The organism is Limnoglobus sp. (assembly GCF_059499385.1).
Window position 1 is genome coordinate 43,512 of sequence record NZ_JCABYM010000063.1, and the last position, 17,037, is coordinate 60,548.

General features: G+C 66.4%; 15 protein-coding genes, 1 tRNA gene and 1 pseudogene. 8 read left to right on the forward strand and 9 right to left on the reverse strand.

Translation table 11 applies throughout. The features are described 5' to 3' along the window. Window positions 1-78: 78 nt before the first annotated feature. The 3 genes and pseudogenes from AC5JJ2_RS11680 to AC5JJ2_RS11690 form a co-directional block, all read right to left on the reverse strand. Entirely contained in the window at window positions 79-492 is a 414-nt protein-coding gene (locus AC5JJ2_RS11680; protein ID WP_495858165.1) for a VOC family protein, read from the reverse strand. Beyond that, window positions 489-1,121: pseudogene (locus tag AC5JJ2_RS11685) on the reverse strand (DUF1559 family PulG-like putative transporter); the annotation flags it as partial. The pseudogene AC5JJ2_RS11685 and the gene AC5JJ2_RS11680, both read right to left, overlap by 4 nt. 12 nt (window positions 1,122-1,133) lie before the next feature. After that, window positions 1,134-1,277 carry a hypothetical protein gene (locus AC5JJ2_RS11690; RefSeq protein ID WP_495858166.1) on the reverse strand — a complete coding sequence of 48 codons (144 nt, stop codon included), beginning with the start codon at window positions 1,275-1,277 and terminating at the stop codon, window positions 1,134-1,136. A 121-nt stretch (window positions 1,278-1,398) separates the two neighbouring features. Here AC5JJ2_RS11690 and AC5JJ2_RS11695 point away from each other — a divergent pair, with 121 nt between their 5' ends. Further along, window positions 1,399-3,255, forward strand: coding sequence for a glycoside hydrolase family 55 protein (locus tag AC5JJ2_RS11695; RefSeq protein ID WP_495858167.1), 1,857 nt, complete (start codon window positions 1,399-1,401; stop codon window positions 3,253-3,255). A gap of 98 nt (window positions 3,256-3,353) precedes the next feature. Here the strand turns inward: AC5JJ2_RS11695 and AC5JJ2_RS11700 are convergent, their stop codons facing one another. Together AC5JJ2_RS11700 and pstB are read right to left on the reverse strand one after the other, a co-directional pair. After that, window positions 3,354-4,055: a response regulator gene (locus AC5JJ2_RS11700; protein WP_495858168.1), complete on the reverse strand. Its 702-nt coding sequence runs from the start codon at window positions 4,053-4,055 to the stop codon at window positions 3,354-3,356. Between the two features lie 91 nt (window positions 4,056-4,146). Next, on the reverse strand, window positions 4,147-4,974 hold the full coding sequence (gene pstB, locus AC5JJ2_RS11705; RefSeq protein ID WP_495858169.1) for a phosphate ABC transporter ATP-binding protein PstB: 828 nt from the start codon (window positions 4,972-4,974) through the stop codon (window positions 4,147-4,149). A gap of 154 nt (window positions 4,975-5,128) precedes the next feature. Here pstB and AC5JJ2_RS11710 point away from each other — a divergent pair, with 154 nt between their 5' ends. From AC5JJ2_RS11710 to AC5JJ2_RS11720, 3 genes are all read left to right on the forward strand, one after another. After that, complete coding sequence (locus AC5JJ2_RS11710) at window positions 5,129-5,728, forward strand: hypothetical protein (protein WP_495858170.1); 600 nt, start codon at window positions 5,129-5,131, stop codon at window positions 5,726-5,728. 74 nt (window positions 5,729-5,802) lie between these two features. Next, window positions 5,803-6,591 carry an MBL fold metallo-hydrolase gene (locus AC5JJ2_RS11715; RefSeq protein WP_495858171.1) on the forward strand — a complete coding sequence of 263 codons (789 nt, stop codon included), beginning with the start codon at window positions 5,803-5,805 and terminating at the stop codon, window positions 6,589-6,591. Between the two features lie 120 nt (window positions 6,592-6,711). Continuing rightward, a complete protein-coding gene (locus AC5JJ2_RS11720) occupies window positions 6,712-7,776 on the forward strand; it encodes a hypothetical protein (protein ID WP_495858172.1) in 1,065 nt (354 codons plus the stop codon). Between the two features lie 91 nt (window positions 7,777-7,867). Here AC5JJ2_RS11720 and AC5JJ2_RS11725 read toward each other — a convergent pair whose 3' ends face one another. After that, entirely contained in the window at window positions 7,868-9,406 is a 1,539-nt protein-coding gene (locus tag AC5JJ2_RS11725; protein ID WP_495858173.1) for an Hsp70 family protein, read from the reverse strand. 255 nt (window positions 9,407-9,661) lie between these two features. Here AC5JJ2_RS11725 and AC5JJ2_RS11730 point away from each other — a divergent pair, with 255 nt between their 5' ends. The 3 genes from AC5JJ2_RS11730 (at window position 9,662) to AC5JJ2_RS11740 (ending at window position 12,969) form a co-directional block, all read left to right on the forward strand. Next, window positions 9,662-10,468, forward strand: coding sequence for a MauE/DoxX family redox-associated membrane protein (locus AC5JJ2_RS11730; protein WP_495858174.1), 807 nt, complete (start codon window positions 9,662-9,664; stop codon window positions 10,466-10,468). Between the two features lie 679 nt (window positions 10,469-11,147). Next, the gene (locus tag AC5JJ2_RS11735) at window positions 11,148-12,056 is read left to right on the forward strand and encodes a hypothetical protein (RefSeq protein ID WP_495858175.1); all 909 of its coding nucleotides are present in this window, start codon (window positions 11,148-11,150) and stop codon (window positions 12,054-12,056) included. Between the two features lie 31 nt (window positions 12,057-12,087). After that, entirely contained in the window at window positions 12,088-12,969 is an 882-nt protein-coding gene (locus tag AC5JJ2_RS11740; protein WP_495858176.1) for a DUF1559 family PulG-like putative transporter, read from the forward strand. A gap of 46 nt (window positions 12,970-13,015) precedes the next feature. On the opposite strand, the gene AC5JJ2_RS11745 is transcribed toward AC5JJ2_RS11740, so the two are convergent. From AC5JJ2_RS11745 to AC5JJ2_RS11755, 3 genes are all read right to left on the reverse strand, one after another. Continuing rightward, window positions 13,016-13,088, reverse strand: a tRNA-Ala gene (locus AC5JJ2_RS11745). Window positions 13,089-13,119: 31 nt separating this feature from the next. Next, the gene (locus AC5JJ2_RS11750; RefSeq protein ID WP_495858177.1) at window positions 13,120-14,019 is read right to left on the reverse strand and encodes a WD40 repeat domain-containing protein; all 900 of its coding nucleotides are present in this window, start codon (window positions 14,017-14,019) and stop codon (window positions 13,120-13,122) included. A 279-nt stretch (window positions 14,020-14,298) separates the two neighbouring features. Further along, a complete protein-coding gene (locus AC5JJ2_RS11755; RefSeq protein ID WP_495858178.1) occupies window positions 14,299-15,612 on the reverse strand; it encodes a hypothetical protein in 1,314 nt (437 codons plus the stop codon). A 225-nt stretch (window positions 15,613-15,837) separates the two neighbouring features. On the opposite strand from AC5JJ2_RS11755, the gene AC5JJ2_RS11760 reads away from it, so the two are divergent. Beyond that, window positions 15,838-16,950, forward strand: a complete 1,113-nt coding sequence (locus AC5JJ2_RS11760) for a saccharopine dehydrogenase family protein (RefSeq protein ID WP_495858179.1) — start codon at window positions 15,838-15,840, stop codon at window positions 16,948-16,950. The last annotated feature ends 87 nt before the right edge of the window (window positions 16,951-17,037 follow it).

Here is a 17,037-nt window from a genome sequence, read left to right on the forward strand (position 1 = left end):
CGCCCCCACGACACCCCCCCCCCGCTGGGGGTGGGGTTCTTTAGAGTGTGCGGCTGGTGTTCTTGGTCTGGGGCGCGGCTACCCCGTCGCTGCCGCTCCGGGTTCCACGGCCGGCTGCAACAGGTCCCACCGGTTGCCGTACAGGTCGGCGAACACGGCGACCGTGCCGTACGCCTCCCGCCGCGGCTTCTCCAGGAAGCGGACGCCGTTCGCCGTCATCCGGTCGTGGTCGCGTTGGAAGTCGTCGGTGTGCAGGAACAGGAACACCCGGCCGCCGGCCTGGTTGCCGACGGCCGCCAGCTGCGCCGGGTTCGCCGCCTGCGCGAGCAGGAGGGCCGTCCCGCCGCCGGGCGGCGCGACCTCGACCCACCGCTTGCCTTCGCCGAGGTCGGTGTCGGTCAGCAGCGCGAACCCGAGGGCGTCGCGGTAGAACGCGATCGCCTCGTCGTAGTCGCGGACGAGCAGCGCGACGGACGCGATCCGTTGGGTCACCGCCCGTCCTCCCGCAACGGCCGGTCGCGGCCGTCGGGGAGCAACTCCCACCCGGCCGGGCCGTCGTCCAGCGGCTCGCCGCCGGCGACCGTCAGCAGTGCGCGCAGCGAGGCCGGCGAGAGGTGCGGCCGCAGCCGTTGCACGCTGCCGTCGAGCATCGCGACGGCCGGTTCCGTGTACGGGCTGCTCACGCCGGCCGGGCTGTTCACGGTGAAGTCCATCTCCGCGAACGACAGGTCGCGCGGCTCCGTCCAGTGGACGCTCAGCCCGCGGTTCTCGACGAACTGGATCGTGCGCTCCGGGCCGTCCTTCACGTCCGCGGCCGTCCGCTTGTCCGCCCCCGGCCACGCCGTCTCCGGGCCGACGACGGCGAAGTAGTTCGTCCGCGTGTTCCCTTCCGCGCGGACGGCGTGGAACGCGAACAGCCGCGGCATCCGGTCGGCGAGCTGGCGGTTGTTCGGCCCGTCCCACGGCTCGTCGAACTTGTACGCCTCGTAGGTCTTATCCTCGCTGATGTAGGGCAGGATCAGCACGCGCCAGCTGTGCCACGGCCGCCCGTCCGGGCCGAGGACGAACGCCGGCGGGTAGTGCCCGTTCGCGTCGTGGTAGGTGGCGACCGCCACCGCGAGCTGCTTGAGGTTTCAGGTGTCCGACACGCGGGCCGCGGCGTCGCGGACCCGTTGCACCGCCCGCGCCAGATGCCACCCGCCGACGCTGAGGATGCTCAAAAAGACGGCGAGTTCGAGCCGGTGCTGCCGGAACCAACTCGGCTTCACTTCGGTCATGGCGTCGCCCTCACGTCCACGTTCGGACCCGATTCTACCAGATTCCCGTGCGCGACGCCGTGAATTGGGCATTTGAAGGGAGCGCCGCCTACGAATGACCGTGCCCCCCGGAGAACGCCTCATGCTGCGCGTCGGCCTCGCCTTGCTCTTGCTCGCGTCCCCGGCGGCGGCCGCCGGCCGGATCGCCTTCCCGGACGACCCGTGCGTCTTCGACGTGAAGAAGAAGTACGGCGCGAAGGGCGACGGCAAGGCCGACGACACCGCGGCGATTCAGCAGGCGCTCGACGACACGACCGGGCCGCCGGCCAAGCGGACCGGCATCGTCTACCTGCCGAACGGCACGTACCGGCTGACGAAAACGCTCGTCGTCAACCGCGGCAAGGCCGGGTCCGGCATCGGCCCGTGGCTGTACGGCGAGACCCGCGACGGCGTCGTCCTCAAGCTCGACGACGACGCGAAGGGCGTCAAGTCCGTGCTGCTCGTCCACCCGACCGACGCCGGGGCCACGTCCGCCAACTTCTTCATGCGGAACGTCCGCAACCTGACCATCGACGCCGGCGACAACCCGGAGACAGACGGCATCCGGTACATGGCCACGAACACCGGCGTCATCAAGGACGTGAAGGTCGTCGCCAAGCGGGGGAACGTCGGCCTCAACGCCGCGTTCATCGGCGAGAGCGGGCCGAACATGGTGCAGGACGCCGAAATCGTCGGGTTCGACACCGGGATCAAGTCCGCGTGGATGTACGGCCAGACGCTCTCGCGAATCACGGTCCGGAACTGCAAGACGGTCGGCGTCTACGTCGTCGCGAACGTGCTGGCCGTCGAAGACCTGGTGGTGGAGAACACGCCGCAGGCGCTGTTCGTGGACTACCCGAACGACTGGACGTGGTGGTCCGGCGTCGTCGCGCTGGTGAACGCGAAGTTCACGGCCACGAACTCCGACCGGTCGGCGATCCGCAACCGCGGCACGCTGTTCGTCCGCAACGCGACGGCGACGGGGTTCCCCCGGATGCTGACGAGCGAGACGAAGGCCCCGAACGTCGAGGGCGAGAAAATCGACGAGTACCTGTCGCACCCGGCGACGAAGCTGTTCGCCGACTCGACGGAGAGGTCGCTGAACCTGCCCGTCGAGCGCGAACCGGCCTTCCCCTACGAGACCGACCCGGCGAAGTGGGTGTGCGTGGACGACCACGGCGCGAAGGCGGGCGACAACCGGGACGACACGGCCGCGTTCCAGAAGGCGATCGACGCGGCCGCGAAGGAGGGGAAAACGACCGTGTACCTTCGCGGCACGGCCGGCGGCGACCCGAACTGGTACGACCTGAAGGGCGAGGTCCGCGTCCACGGCAGCGTCCGGCACGTGATGGCGTTGGGGTTCGGCCGCGTCCTCGGCGGCAAGTTCGTCGTGACCGACGACGCGGCCCCGGTGGTGAAGTTCCAGGGCATCGACTCGTTCGGCGGTCCGCCGGCGGAGCTGGTGAACCGCTCGGCGAAGAACGTGCTGTTCGCGGAGAGCTGCGGCGTCACGCTCGTCGGCGACGGCGGCGGGAACATCTTCGCGACCGACTGCCCGGCCCGCGTGCGGCTGGAGAAGCCGGGGCAGAAGATGTGGGCGCGGCACCTGAACCCGGAAGGGACGACGGACGACGGCCTGATTCAGAACAAGGGCGGCCACCTGTGGGTGATGGGGATGAAGAGCGAGGGCAAGGGCCGGTGGTACAGCACGACGAACGGCGGCCGGACGGAGCTATTCGGCGTGTACGCCTACACGACGGAGGCGGTGGCGGAGGCGGACGTGCGGCCGATGTTCGAGGTGGTAGACGGCTCACTGACGGTGGCGGCGACGCGGGAGGTGTGCTTCCACGGCCAGCCGTTCAAGGTGAAGGTCCGCGAGAAGCGCGGGGCGGACGAGAAGAAGCTCCAACGGGGCGAGGGTGGCGGCGATTTGGCGCTGCTGGGGGCGGGGAAGAAGTGACGCTCAGTCGCGCCCATATATAGCCGCCGGCTTGCCGGCGGGGTTTTGGGGGTCGCAAAAACCCCGCCGGCAAGCCGGCGGCTATATAAACACCGGCGTCACGCCGCCGCCTCGTGGAACCGGTAGCCGACGCCGCGGACCGTCTCGATCAGTTCGACCGTCGCCCCGGCTTCCAGCAGCTTCTTGCGAAGCGTCTTGACGTGAACGTCGATCGTCCGCTCCAGCACGATCGACCCTTCGCCGATGGCCGCGTCCATCAGCTGGTGCCGCGTGAACGCCCGCCCCGGCTGTCGGACGAGGCACTCGAGCAACCGGAACTCCGTCGGCGTCAGGTCGAGTTCCTGGCCGGCGAACGTGATCTTGTGCCGGACGCGGTCTACCTTCACGTCCAGGTGCTCGATGACATCGCCGGTGTCCGCGGCCGTCGTCGCCCGGCGGAGCTGGACCTTCACCTTCTCCAGCAGAATTTTGTTGCTGAACGGCTTCGTCACGTAGTCGTCCGCGCCCATCGAGTACCCGACGAGCTGGTCCGTCTCCTCGGACTTCGCCGTAATCATGATGATCGGGATGCCCCGCGTCCGGTCCCCGGCCCGCAGCTCCCGGCAGATCGTCAGCCCGTCCACGCCCGGCAGGTTGATGTCCAGGAGCACCACGTCCGGGATGATCGTCTGCGCCTTGCGGAGGCCTTCCGTCCCGTCGTGCGCGACGGTCGTCTCGAACCCCTCGCGGGTGAAGTACCACTGCAAGGACTGCGTCAGCCCCCGCTCGTCCTCGACGATGAGTATCCGCGGCTGCGGCACTTTCCCCTCCAGTTCAAAGTTCAAAATTCAAAGTTCAAAGATCAGAACCAAGCGGTCTTCATCTTTGAAATTTGAATTTTGAACTTTGAATTCATCCGAACCGTCCGGTGATGTAGTCTTCCGTCTGCTTCTTGGTCGGCTTCGTGAACAGCGACCGGGTCGGCCCGGCCTCGACGAGGACGCCCTCGAAGAAGAACGCGGTGATGTCCGACACGCGGGCCGCCTGCTGCATGTTGTGCGTCACGATCACGATCGTGTAGTCCTTCTTCAGGTCGTCGATCAGGTCCTCGATCTTGGCCGTGCTCTTCGGGTCGAGGGCGGACGCCGGCTCGTCCATGAGCAGCACCTGCGGGTCGGTCGCCAGCGACCGGGCGATGCACAGCCGCTGCTGCTGGCCGCCGGACAGCGCGAGGGCGGAGGCGTTCAGCCGGTCCTTCACCTCGTCCCACAGGGCGGCTTGCTTCAGGCAGCGCTCGACCAAATCGTCGAGGACGCCGCGGCGGTTCTGGCCGGCCATCCGGGGGCCGAACGCCACGTTCTCGTAGATCGACTTCGGGAACGGGTTGGACTTCTGGAACACCATCCCGACCCGGCGGCGGAGGTCCACCAGGTTCACGGCCTTGTCGTAGATGCTCAGGCCGTCGAGGTCGATCGTGCCGGTGTGCCGGGTCCCGTCGATCAGGTCGTTCATCCGGTTGAGCATCCGCAGGAGCGTCGATTTCCCGCACCCGCTCGGGCCGATGAACGCGACGACGGACCGCTCCGGCATGACCAGCGACACGTCGAAGATGGCCTGCTTGCCGGGGTACCAGAAGTTCACGTCCGTGAGGGTGAACTTCGGCTTGGCGAGGGCGAGGTTGGCGGCGGAACGGCCGGCGGATTCACGGGCGGTGACGATGTCCGTGAACATCCGCGTCATGGGTCGGCTCCCGATCATGAAGGCAATTATGGGGACGTTCTAGGGGCGATCTATGAAGGAGCGAAGTAGGAACGGTGAAGACGGGGCGGCGTGTTCGGGCGGCCCGGCGGCTCGTGTACATTGATAGTCTCAGGCGAGAAGGGAGTGTCTGGCGATGGCGTACAACGACTTCACCCTGGAATCGGTCGAAACCGACCTCGGCGTGCGGCTACGGCCGGGGGCGGTCTTCCCGAACCTCGCGGCCGCCCCCGTCCCGACCTGGTTGACCGAGCAACTGGCCCGCGGGATGGAGTTGGCGTTGGTCAGCGAGAAGGCCCGGAGCGAGTTCATCGTCGCGCCGATCCTCCTGGCCGTCCGCGAGCTGTGCGACGGGCGGGTCGCCATCCTCTCCGGCCAGCGGCTGGACGTGGACCCGGCCCGGCGGCTCACCGGCGAGTGCGACTTCATCCTCGCCCTGTCCGACCCGCTCCCCCGGCTCCGCGCGCCGCTGCTGGCGATCCTGGAGGCGAAGCGGAACGACATCGACGCCGGCCTCGGCCAGTGCGTCGCCCAGATGGTCGGGTCGCAGGTGTTCAACGAGCGGGCCGGGCTGACCGGGCGGGCCGTTTTCGGGTGCGTGACGACCGGCGAGGACTGGCAGTTCCTCCGGCTCGACGGCACGGCCGTCACCCTCGACACCCGGCGGCGGTACATCAGCGACGTGGGGGCGATCCTCGCCGCCTTGCGGGCGACCGCCGAGCCGCCGGCGGCGTGACGGGTTGGTCCCGACTCTTCTTCTCCCGATAATACTCCCCACGCACACGGCGCTCACCGGGTCTGGGACCGCGCATGAACAAGCGAAAGTACATCTTCCCGAACGTCCTCGAACTGAACGTCGCCGCCGGCCGGTCGTTCGGCGTGAACGTCTACCTCATCGACGGCGGCACGGAATACGTCCTGCTGGACATCGGCCTCGACGAGTCGCTCGGCGAGGTCATCGACCTCGTGCGGGAGCTCGACTTCCCGCTGTCGAAGTGCAAGATGGTCGTCGCCACGCACGCCGACGCGGACCACGTCCAGGCGCTGGCGAAGGCCCGCGAGCGGCTGAAGACGAAGGCCGCCGCCCACCCGAAGGCGGCGGTCCTGCTGGAGGTCGGCGAGACGGAGCAGACGTTCGCCCGGATCGCGGCCCAGGACTTCGACATCCCGATGCCGCCGTGCAAGATCGACACGAAGCTGAAGGACGGCGACGCGATCAAGGTCGGCAAGCTGAAGCTGGACGTGTGGTCCACGCCGGGGCACACGCCGGGGCAGTTGAGCTTCAAGCTCGGCAACCTGCTGTTCAGCGGGGACAACATCTACGCGGACGGGTGCGTCGGCGTCATCGACGCACACCACGGGTCGCACCTGCCGGACTTCATCCAGTCGCTGGAGCGGATTCGCGACGACAAGGAGGTGGAGATTCTGCTCCCGAGCCACGGCCCGTACTTCCGCAAGGACGTGAAACTGTTGCAGGCGACGATCGACCGGCTGACGCGGTACCAGTACATGGCCGACTTCGGCACGTGCGCGGTGCAGTGGCCGCTGCAGGAGCAGTGGGAGCAGGCCATCCTCGCCGGGAAGCTGCCGGACGTGTGACGCGCGGGCGGGGTTGTCGTCTTCTTGTAGGGTGGGCCGAGTCTTCGAGGCCCACCGGTGGGGCAACCTCATCCGCGGTGGGCCTCGAAGACTCGACCCACCCTACAAAACGAAGCCGCCATGTCCCGCTTCCTTCTCCCGCTCGTCGTCGCCCTGGCCGTCCCGTCGGCCGCGCTCGCGCTCGCCACGGAGCAATTCGGGAACAAGCCGATCGCGCCGGCCCAGTTCGGGCTGCCGCCGGAGTTCGCCGACATCGCGAACCTGCCGAGCCGCGTCTACTTCTACGAGGTCAACGCGTGGCCGGTGTTCTTCTACCGCGGCGACGTGGCGGCCGCGAACGACGCGCTCACGGCGTTCGCGAAGCTGAAGGTCGAGCACAAGCAGGTCCGCCTCGTCGCCGGGCCGGGGCAGACGAAAAATCTACAGCGAACGAAGGACGTGGCGTTCGATTGGACCGTTTCCATCCCGAACGGGTTCGTCCGGCCGAGTGCCGAGAACCCGGCCGTGATGACGGTTCACATCACCGTCCCGAAGCCGACGGCGGCGGTGGACGCGGCCGCGGTGAAGAAACTCATCGGCGAGCTGGACAGCCCACAGTTCGCCGTCCGCGACGCGGCGACGAAGAAGCTGCGGGAGGTGGGGTTCGCCGGCGTGCCGCACTTCCAGGCGGCGCTGAAGGCGACGGAATCGGCCGAGACGCGGACGCGGCTGGAGGCGCTGCTCGACCGGCTCAAGGGGATCGACCTGCAACGGCTCGACCTCCCCGCCGGCCTGCCGGTGTTCGGGCCGAAGGACTTGTACGAACACCATCTCAAGCTGACGCGCGACCCGAAGTATGACACCCGCGGCCGGGCCGTGCTGGGGCTGGCGGCGAGTCCGGCGGACAAGGCCGAGATCGTGAAGCAGCTCGACGACGTGTTGGCGACAGAAAAGCACGAGTACGTGCTGCGGTGCGCGACCTCGGCGGCCCAGCAACTCGGTGCGGACGCGAAGCCGCTGCTGCCCGCGATCAAGAAGCTGATCGCCGCCCCGGACGGGAACGTGAAGACCGCGGCCGCCGCCGCGGCGAAGGCGATCGAGGAGGCGAAGCCGACGACGCAGCCGGTGGAGGAAGCGAAGGCGCTCGCGGCGCTGCGGACGGAGATTCAGGACGCGGTGACGGCGGGCCGGGCGAAGGGGAAGTAGGTAACAGTGGAACCCGGAGCGGTAGCGACGGGGTGTCGGATCAACCTCTGCACCCCGTCGCTACCGCTCCGGGTTCTACAAGACAGGTCGCCTACTGAATCTTCAGCCCCGTCAGCCACGCGGCCTCCCGCTGGATGTCGGCGTCCTCCAACCCGCCGCTGCGGTGAATCTCCGCCTTCGCCATCTTCCCGCTCGTCATGTCCAGGGCCATCACCTCGATCCGGCCGTTCGCCGCCACCCCGCACCGGACCTGCACCGGCGCGCCCTTCGGCATCCCCTCTTGCAACCCCTCGACCCAGCAGTCGCCGATGGGGATGCACGCCGCCGACTGGTGCGCCTCGCCCTGCATGATCCGCACCCGCACCTTCGACTGGCCGTCCTTGTTCGTGTAGTAGACCCGGCTCGCGGCCGCCGGCAACTGCGTGTTCTTCAGGACCAGCTTGTTGTTCAGCCGCTCGTCCCCCTTGCGGACCTCCACGCCGAGGCTGTGCGCGTTCACGCTCACCTCGACGATGTCCGCGATCGCGGACCCGGCCGTCGGCGGCAGGTTCGCCAGCTTCGCGGCCACGATCCCGGCGTGCGCCGCCGCCCCGCGGGCGACCACCTCGCTCACCGCCAGCGTCCGGTCGGCGTCCCGGCCGGTCAGGTCCCGCAGCATCTTCGCCGTCATCGGCATGTGCGTCGAGCCGCCGACCATCAGCACCTTGTCGATCCGGTCCCACGTCAGCCCGGCGCTCGCCACCACCTGCTGCGTCGTCAGGCGTGTCCGAATCAACAGGTCGCGGGTGAGGTTCTCGAACAGCTCCCGCGTGATCGGCACGGACATCCGCTGCCCGGCGTGGACGCACGTGATCGTCGCGTTCTCGACCTTCGACAGCGTCCGCTTCGCCCGCTCCGTGGCCGCGTGCAGCAGCGCCATCGACTGCTCGTCGTCGCGGGGGTCGTGGTTGAACTGCTGCTTGAACTGGTCGGCGACGTAATTCGCCAGTCGGTCGTCCCAGTCCTTGCCGCCGAGCCGCACGTCCCCCTCGATGCCGAGGACGCGGAACTTCTTCTTGGAGAGCTGCACGAGCGTCACGTCGAACGTGCCGCCGCCGAGGTCGTACACGATGACCGTCTTCGGCGCGCCCTCCGGGATTTGCCCGGTGCTCGCCGTCTGGATCGTGTACGCGAGCGCCGCGGCGGACGGCTCGTCGAGGATGTCGATGACGTTCAGCCCGGCGATCCGCCCGGCGTCCATCGTGGCCTTGCGGCGGGTGTCGTCGAAGTACGCCGGCACGGTGATGACGGCGGCCGTGACCGGACCGATCTGCTGCTCCGCGTCTTGGACGAGCTTCCGCAGCACGACGGCCGAGAGCGTCTCCGGCCGGTAGTTCTTCCCGCCGACGGCCCGGCCGAGTTCCGGGTGGCCCATCTTGCGTTTCATCAGCGTGGCCACGTCGCCGGGGTGTTCCATCATCACGTCGAGGGCCGGCTGGCCGACGATCGCCTCGCCGGTTTGCGTGAGGTACACGGCCGACGGGGTGAGGAGGTCGCCGTCGCGGTTGGGCAGGGTGTACGGCCGGCCGCGGTCGTCGAGGGTGGCGATGGCCGAGTACGTGGTGCCGAGGTCGATGCCGACAATCGACATGAGCGGTCCGGGGTCGGGGGCTGAGTGACAGTGCGTGCTGGAATTGTAACGGACGGGGAAGATGCGGGTCGGGACAACGAGAAGAATTCCGATGAGGCGAGTTTTCGGACGAACGATGATTCCAGAAAAACTTCCCCAAAAGCAAGAGAATTCACTGGACAATGCCCCCACCCCCCCCCGGTTAGACTGTGTTCCGGCGTTGGTTGCAGTTCGCCCATCCCGGTTATAGAAAACAAAACCCGCGAGGCCACTTCGATGAGCCGAGGGTCAGCGGGCAAGCTCGTCCAGGCGATTTGCGGTGCGTTTCTCCTTATCTCCGTCGCCCTGAAAGTGGAGACGATGACAAGTGAGGGCGGAGCGGGAGCCACTCAACTACTCTCGCCACGGACGCAACTGCTAGGCTTGGAAATCGAAGCGATGGTCGGCATCTGGTTGCTGAGCGGTTACGCGCGGCAATCGGCGTGGTTGGCCGGAGCCGTTCTGTTCGCCACTTTGGCCGGGGTCAGTCTGTATCTCGCGTGGATCGGACAGGAGAGCTGTGGCTGCTTCGGCAAAGTCGTCGTCAGTCCGTGGGTATCGCTTGTGGCGGACCTCGTTTGCGTGACAGCATTGGTGTGGAGTCGTCCGAAAGTGGAAAGTGTCAAGGGTAATCTGCTCTCCGTGCTGTGCGCACTCTTGGTTCTCGGAGTTCTCTCGGTCGCAAACTACAGCGTGACAGTACGCCGCGAAATCGCGCGACTCCGCGGGGATGCCCTCTTCATTGGTGAAACGGAACTTGATGCCGGAATGAAACGCAAAGACGAGTTGGATTCGATTCCGGTCCAAATCGAGAATCTGACAACAAGTGACATTCGCCTGATTGGAGGTGTAGCAAGTTGTGCCTGTGTCGTCACGGATGATTTGCCTCTCGTGATCCCTGCCAAGGGCAAGGCGACGGCTAACGTGAAAGTGAAGTTCATAGGGAGCGTGGGGAGATTCAGGCACACGTTTACATGGTATACGGATGCCCCGTCACAATTAAAGTTTTCAGGCGGTATCACAGGCCGGGTCACGACGGACTGATCTGTCAGTTTCGTCATCGGGCCCGAGTTTACCCCTCACGAAGGAGACGAAGATGGTAAAAGTTTACGAACAACTGGCTCGCGTCTGCTGTGCGGGAGCACTTCTCTGTGTGTTTCTGGGACTGATTACGCTTCAGCCAAGAGAGGCGCATGCCGCACCGTGCAACGGCAGCTGTACTTTGAGCTGTGTTCCAGCCGGGACAACCTGCTTTGCGACACAATACGCTTGCGCCACGAATTGCTTAGGTTGTACTTGCACGATTACATTCAACGCTCTTGGCTATTGCGTTTCTTGTACACCTTGTAGTTGCTTCAGATAGTCGTCGGTAAGTATTGTATTGTACATCATTCCGCGATATTCTGTATCATGGCAGCTGCTTCTCGTGCCACCGTGTATAACTTGGAGCGGAATAGTGTCATAGGGTGTCTTGGCGATTCCATCGACTGCGCTCCGCCCGCCGGGAGGGCTATACTGCAAATACTTAGGGTAAATCTACATGCCTTCAAACAAGAGCGAGTAAATGATGTCAAGGCCGGCCTGTCCGATTGTATTGATGTTGCTCGCATGTACGGCCGCGAAGGGCGACGATTCCCTCCTATCGGATTTAACATTGCGTATTAAGGCTACGCTAGCCAAGCCCGTCGCGCGCATCCGCCTCCCGCTAATAATGCGCAGCTCGGTGAGCGTCACCGCCAATCGGACCGATGCGAAAGCCGCCCCCTTTGGTGCGGAGTTTTACGTAGACGAAGGCCGGGCGCGGCTCTTAAGAACCGGCCCTAGCGCGGTTGCCACCCGCAAGGACACGTCACCAACAATTGCCCCCGCCGCGCCGCGAGCGTCTAAGGAAAAAGCAATCGTCGTCTCCGGCGTCAGCGCCGATTCGGCGGCGGTTTTTATCCGTAACCCCCGTTACCTCTTTGAACTGGGTATTTCCACGGCCAGCGGCGGGTGGCTGTTATCCAGCATTGGCAAGAGTGGAGATTCCTCGATTGAACACATCGAGACACTACTTGCCCAGCAAGGGAACGAAGCACAACAGCCGGCCAATCGGGTGTTCGGGATGGGGGGAATGCTTCCAGTTGATCGGCTCTTTCAATCCGAGGGGTTCAAGCTCTTGTCCGCAACGCGAGCAACGCCGGACGGCCCGATCGTCGTCAAGTTCCAACGACTCTTTGGCGGAACACCGGACGCACCCGTTGTCGATTGCACATACACTTTCGATCCCGCCAACGATTGGCTTCCCAGCGAATGGGTTGAAAAGATGCCTTTCATGAAAGACGTGCGCACGCTCAGCGTCAAGCAAAAGGTGACCATGTCCGACGGCCGATACGAGGCCGACTTCTCGAGTACGTCGTCCTCCGAACTCGAGAAGTCGGCCGAGACGAGGAAAGGCAAACATACCGTGGAGGCGGTAGATCCACTCCCGGAATCCGAATTTACGCTTTCCGCTTACGGCATCGCCGAGCCTTCGGAGTTTGCATTGCGAACGCCCCCGCTCTACGTTTGGCTGCTGGGAGTTGCCGGCATTTTGGTCGTACTCATGGTGGCATTGCGATTCTTGGCCCGTCGGAAAGCAACGGTTACGTGACGCGGACTTCTTCATCCATCGGCGTGATGCTATGGCGTCAAAACGCGGCGGATTTACACTGGTCGAGCTACTGGTCGTCGTCGGCATCCTCGCAACGCTGATCGGCTTGCTCCTTCCGGCCGTTCAGAAGGTGCGGGCGAGTGCGGCCCGAGCGGATTGTCAGAACAGGCTGAAGCAAATCGTCCTCGCCGCACACAGCTACGAATCGGGCCACTCCGTCCTGCCCGCGGGTCTGGCGAAGGGCGGGAACGGCGAGCCGTTTCCGAGCATCGGATGGTTGGGCCGTCTCCTCCCGCACGTCGAGCAAGGGCCGCTGTGGGAACTCTCGGTCCGGGCGTATGCGTTTCAACCCTTTAACCCGTTCCGATTGCCCCACCAGGGCATCATGACGCCCGTGAAAGTATATGCCTGTCCCGCCGACGGTCGCCAATCCGAGGCGCACAACACGCACGCAAACTACCGGGTGGCGGTAACCGGGTATCTCGGCGTGTCGGGCACGGACCACCGTAGGCTCGACGGTGTTCTCTACCCAGGATCGAAGACGCGACTTACCGACGTGACCGACGGCATGAGCAGCACGCTCTTCGCCGGCGAGCGGCCGCCGAGTCCCGACTTCTGGTACGGCTGGTGGTACGCATCCGGTGGCGACAAAGGTGACACCACGCTGGGAGTACGCGAGTTGAACAGTGTTCCCGACGCCTACGCCATGGGGTGTTCGTCGGGGCCGTACGCTTTCGCGGACGGCAAGGTCGATGGCCCGTGCGACATGTTCCACTTCTGGTCCCTGCACTCCGGCGGCGCGTATTTCGCGTTCGCCGACGGCAGCGTGCGGTTCCTGCCGTATTCCGCCAACGGCATCCTGCCCGCCCTGGCCACCCGTGCCGGCGGCGAGGCCGTGGCCGCCCCCGACTAAACCCCGGAAACGCAAGAACCCCCGGCGGGGCCGGGGGTTCTTGGAGTGGAGCCGAGGGGAGTCGAACCCCTGACCTCGTCGTTGCGAACGACGCGCTCTACCAGCTGAGCTACGACCCCGCGTGGGATTGACATCTTACACGCCCGGCCGTCACCCGTCCACGTCGAACAGCACGAGCTGCCCGTCGTCGCCGCCGGCGGCGGCGACCAGGCCGTCCGGCGAGAACGCGAGGCTCCGCATTCGCCCTTCTCGCCAGTCGAACGTGGCCGTCGGTTGCCACGTCTCCACGTCCCAGAGCGTCACGCCGCGGTCGTTGCTGGCCGTCGCCAGGAGGCGGCCGCCGGGGTGGAACGCGAGGTCGGTGATTTCCTTCTTCGTGCCGTTCGTCAGTACCCGCGGCGGCCGGTGCAGGTGCGCCATCGCCCAAACGCGGACGGTGTTGTTCCGTGCCGCCGCGAGAAACCTGCCACGCGGCGACGCCCGCAGGTGGTGCAACTCCGTGAACCCGCTCGCCGTGTGGCTCTCAAGCTGTCCATCGGTGGCGAACCGGACAGCGAACTCCCAGCAGTCCCGGCCGCGCTCATGGCTGACGACCCGGCCGGACGGTAGCCCGGCCACGACGTTCGGGTGGCGGTTGTAGTACGGCACGGCCCACCGCTCGCCCCGGAGGCCGGTCGGCCGCGGCGGGGCGGACCAGCAGGCCATTTCGGAATAGGAACTCGCGACGACCTTCCCGTCCGGCAGGACGGCCATCGCCTGGAACCGGCCGTCGAACGCGCGGAACTCGGTGGGGTCCCCGTCGGCGGCCCGGAGTTGGTGGAAGCTGACGAGTGGAACGAGGGCGTACACCCACTCGCCGGACGGGTGGAATGCGACGTGCCGGACGTACTGCGATTGAAGGCCCGGCCGCTTCTCCCAGCCCCACCGCCAGAGCCGATCGAGGCCGACGGACCAGAGTTCGACGCCGAGGCCGCCGGCCGCGACGAACCGGCCGCACGGCGAGAACGCCACCGCCTCGACCCGCTTCAGGTCCGTTTCGATGACCAGCATGGGCGGGAACCCTGTTTCACCGCGACCGGAGGCGTTGCGGAGGGGAGCACAGGCTCAGACTTCCGAAGTCCGGCTTCGACTTCGGAAGTCGAGGCGGAGGAGGGGCGGTTGCCACCGCAACGAACGCTCCCGCGCGGGTGCGTCGGCGGACCTGGGGGCACAGGGGGGCGGTTGCCGCCGCAAGGACCGCCGCCGCGCGGGATCGACTTCCGAAGTCGAAGCCGGACTTCGGAAGTCTGGGTTTCTCTTCCCGCGCCCCAAGTCGGTGCGGAGCGGTCATCACTCCGCGTGCGCCAGTTCCGCCTTCCGCGGGTCGGTCTTCAGGATGATCTCGTTGATCCCGGTCTGGTTGAACCCCTTGTACCCGTCGTCGCGTTGCAGAATCTCCAGGTGCGACCCGAGCGCCCCGTCCGTGCGGAACTTCACCGCCTGCTCGGCCGTGATGCGCCCGTGCTTCACCAGCGCCGCGATGCGCCGCTCCGCCACCGGCCACACCTCCCCCTTCGTGAACGCCTGCCGCAGGTAGGCGAAGTCCGTGAACGGCTTCATCGAATCGACGCCGTGCGGCTTCAGCTGCTCGCGGGCCGCGTCGAAGTCGAACTGGCACTCGAGGTGGTGCATCCCGGCCTGCAGGAACGCCTCGCCGTGCAGGGCGCACCAGAGGCCGACCGTGCCCAGCTCCTTGCGGTGCGGCAGCGGCTCGTGCGCGAAATCGCCGGTCACCTCTTCCGGCGACAGGTCCACGTCCGCGAAGATGACGACGCCGACGGTCGGCTGTTCGAGGACTTGCGCCCCCCACCCCGCGTCCTTCCCGGCGTAGAACCGCTCGCGGCAGACGAACCCAATCTCTTCGAGGATGGCGATCATCGGCGCGAAGTTGTCCCGGCCGCTGCGGTACGTGTGGTGGTCGTGGTTCGCCCACCCGAGGCCGAGGGCGTCCTGCCGCGCCTTCTGGACGCGGGCGGCGCGGTTCCGCAACTGCCAGTACTCGCGCTCGGCCTGGAAGAACAGGTCGCACGCGCGATCTTGCCCCAGGTCGGCAATCGCCGCGCGAATCCGCTCGCGGGCCGCGGCGAACCCGTCGATCTCGTCCTCGAAATCCCGCGGCCGCAGCCGGAACGCCTCCAGGTGGTGCAGCACCTTCGCCGGGTCCACGGGTCCGCCGCCGTGCCGCTCGACCACCCAGCACTCGGCGTGGTGCTCCTTCGCCACCCGCGCCCGCCGCGTCGCGGCCAGCGGCTCGCCGTCGATCTTCACCTTCCCGGTCAGCCCCTGGGCGAGCACGAAGTCGGCGACCGACTCGACCTTCACGAACAGCTTGCGGTCCCCCTTCGGCACGAGTTCCACGTCCGGGAACATGCCGCCGGCGTGCCGCCAGACGCCGCCGCCCTCGGCGTACCCGACCTCCCGCATCCGCCGCACGGCCGCGTCGTCGTGCGGCAGGACGAACCGCGCGACCCAGTCGAGCAGCCGCGTGCCGGTCTCGTGCAGCAGGCGATCCCGCAAGTGGCTGATGAACCCGTTGACTTCGAGGAACCCGTCGAGCGTCTCGCGGACGAAACTCGCCGCGGCCGGTTGCGTCGTCCAATTCATGGGAGGGCCTCGGAAGACTTATTGAAGACTTATTCACCGCGGAGGGCGCAGAGGGCGCGGAGAAAAACCAAGAAGAGTTTAAAAGACACCTCTTTGAAATCTCTGTTTTGATTTTTCTCCGCGCCCTCTGCGCCCTCCGCGGTGAATACGGTTTTGGCTTTGGAACGGCCGGTCGCAATAATGGGGGCACGTCACATTCTACCCGGTTCCGCGGGAGGTTCACGAATGACGGCCGTTGTCCTCCTCGGGGCGGGCAAGATCGGGCGGATGATCGCCCGGTTCCTCGCCGACACCGGCGACTACCGCGTCCGCCTCGCCGACGTGGACGCCGACGCCCTCGCCCGGTTCCGCCACGCGAACATCGAGACGATGCCGGTCGATGCCGGGGACGTGGCGTCACTCCGGCGCGTGATGGCCGGGCAGGCGGTCGTGATCTCCGCCCTGAGCTTCAGCCTGAACCCGCGGATCGCGGAGGTCGCCGCGGAGTTAGGATTGAGCTACTTCGACCTGACGGAAGACGTGGAGACGACCCGCCGGGTGCGGGCGGTGGCGGCGGCCGCGAAGCCGGGGCAAATCTTCATGCCGCAGTGCGGCCTCGCGCCGGGGTTCATCACGATCCTCGCGAACCACGTCGTGAAGTGGTTCGACAAGCTGGACACGGTTCAGATGCGGGTCGGGGCGCTGCCGCAGTTCCCGACGAACCAGTTGAAGTACAACCTGACGTGGTCCACGGACGGCCTCATCAACGAGTACTGCAACCCGTGCGAGGCGATCCACGCCGGCCGGCGGATCGAGCTGCTGCCGCTGGAGGGGCTGGAGCACTTCGACCTCGACGGCGTCGCCTACGAGGCGTTCAACACGTCCGGCGGCCTCGGCACGCTCTGCGAGACGCTCGACGGCCGGGTGCGGGAGCTGAACTACAAGACCGTGCGGTATCCCGGCCACCGGAACCTCGCGACGTTCCTCGTGAACGAGCTGCGGCTGAGCGAGCGGCGGGAGTTGCTGAAAGACATCCTCGAGCGCTCCGTGCCGATCACTTATCAAGATGTGGTCATCGTGTTCTGCACGGTGACGGGGTGGCGGAAGGGCCGGTTCGTGCAGAAGTCCGAGGCGAAGAAGATTTACCAGCAGGCCCTGCACGGCGAGGTTTGGAGCGCGATCCAGGTGACGACGGCCGCGGCGGTGTGCGCCACGGTGGACCTGCACGTCGGCGGGAAGCTGCCGGCGAGCGGGTTCGTGAAGCAGGAGGACGTGGACTACGCGGCGTTCATCGGCAACCGGTTCGGGAAGCAGTACGACCGCGGCCAGGACGTGCTCGTCCCGGCGACGACGACGTGAGCGACGCCAAAGTCTTGTTCCCTCCCCCCTTGGGGGGGAGGGAACAAAGCCAGCCTCTGGACCGCCCATCGTTTTGGAGACCCACCC

Coding starts and splice junctions, on each gene's coding strand:
- AC5JJ2_RS11715 (WP_495858171.1), top strand. CDS start 5,803: ATGAACAAGCGAAAGTACATCTTCCCGAACGTCCTCGAACTGAACGTC.
- AC5JJ2_RS11760 (WP_495858179.1), top strand. CDS start 15,838: ATGACGGCCGTTGTCCTCCTCGGGGCGGGCAAGATCGGGCGGATGATC.
- AC5JJ2_RS11710 (WP_495858170.1), top strand. CDS start 5,129: ATGGCGTACAACGACTTCACCCTGGAATCGGTCGAAACCGACCTCGGC.
- pstB (WP_495858169.1), bottom strand. CDS start 4,974: ATGACGCGGATGTTCACGGACATCGTCACCGCCCGTGAATCCGCCGGC.
- AC5JJ2_RS11750 (WP_495858177.1), bottom strand. CDS start 14,019: ATGCTGGTCATCGAAACGGACCTGAAGCGGGTCGAGGCGGTGGCGTTC.
- AC5JJ2_RS11720 (WP_495858172.1), top strand. CDS start 6,712: ATGTCCCGCTTCCTTCTCCCGCTCGTCGTCGCCCTGGCCGTCCCGTCG.
- AC5JJ2_RS11740 (WP_495858176.1), top strand. CDS start 12,088: ATGGCGTCAAAACGCGGCGGATTTACACTGGTCGAGCTACTGGTCGTC.
- AC5JJ2_RS11690 (WP_495858166.1), bottom strand. CDS start 1,277: ATGACCGAAGTGAAGCCGAGTTGGTTCCGGCAGCACCGGCTCGAACTC.
- AC5JJ2_RS11755 (WP_495858178.1), bottom strand. CDS start 15,612: ATGAATTGGACGACGCAACCGGCCGCGGCGAGTTTCGTCCGCGAGACG.
- AC5JJ2_RS11695 (WP_495858167.1), top strand. CDS start 1,399: ATGCTGCGCGTCGGCCTCGCCTTGCTCTTGCTCGCGTCCCCGGCGGCG.
- AC5JJ2_RS11730 (WP_495858174.1), top strand. CDS start 9,662: ATGAGCCGAGGGTCAGCGGGCAAGCTCGTCCAGGCGATTTGCGGTGCG.
- AC5JJ2_RS11725 (WP_495858173.1), bottom strand. CDS start 9,406: ATGTCGATTGTCGGCATCGACCTCGGCACCACGTACTCGGCCATCGCC.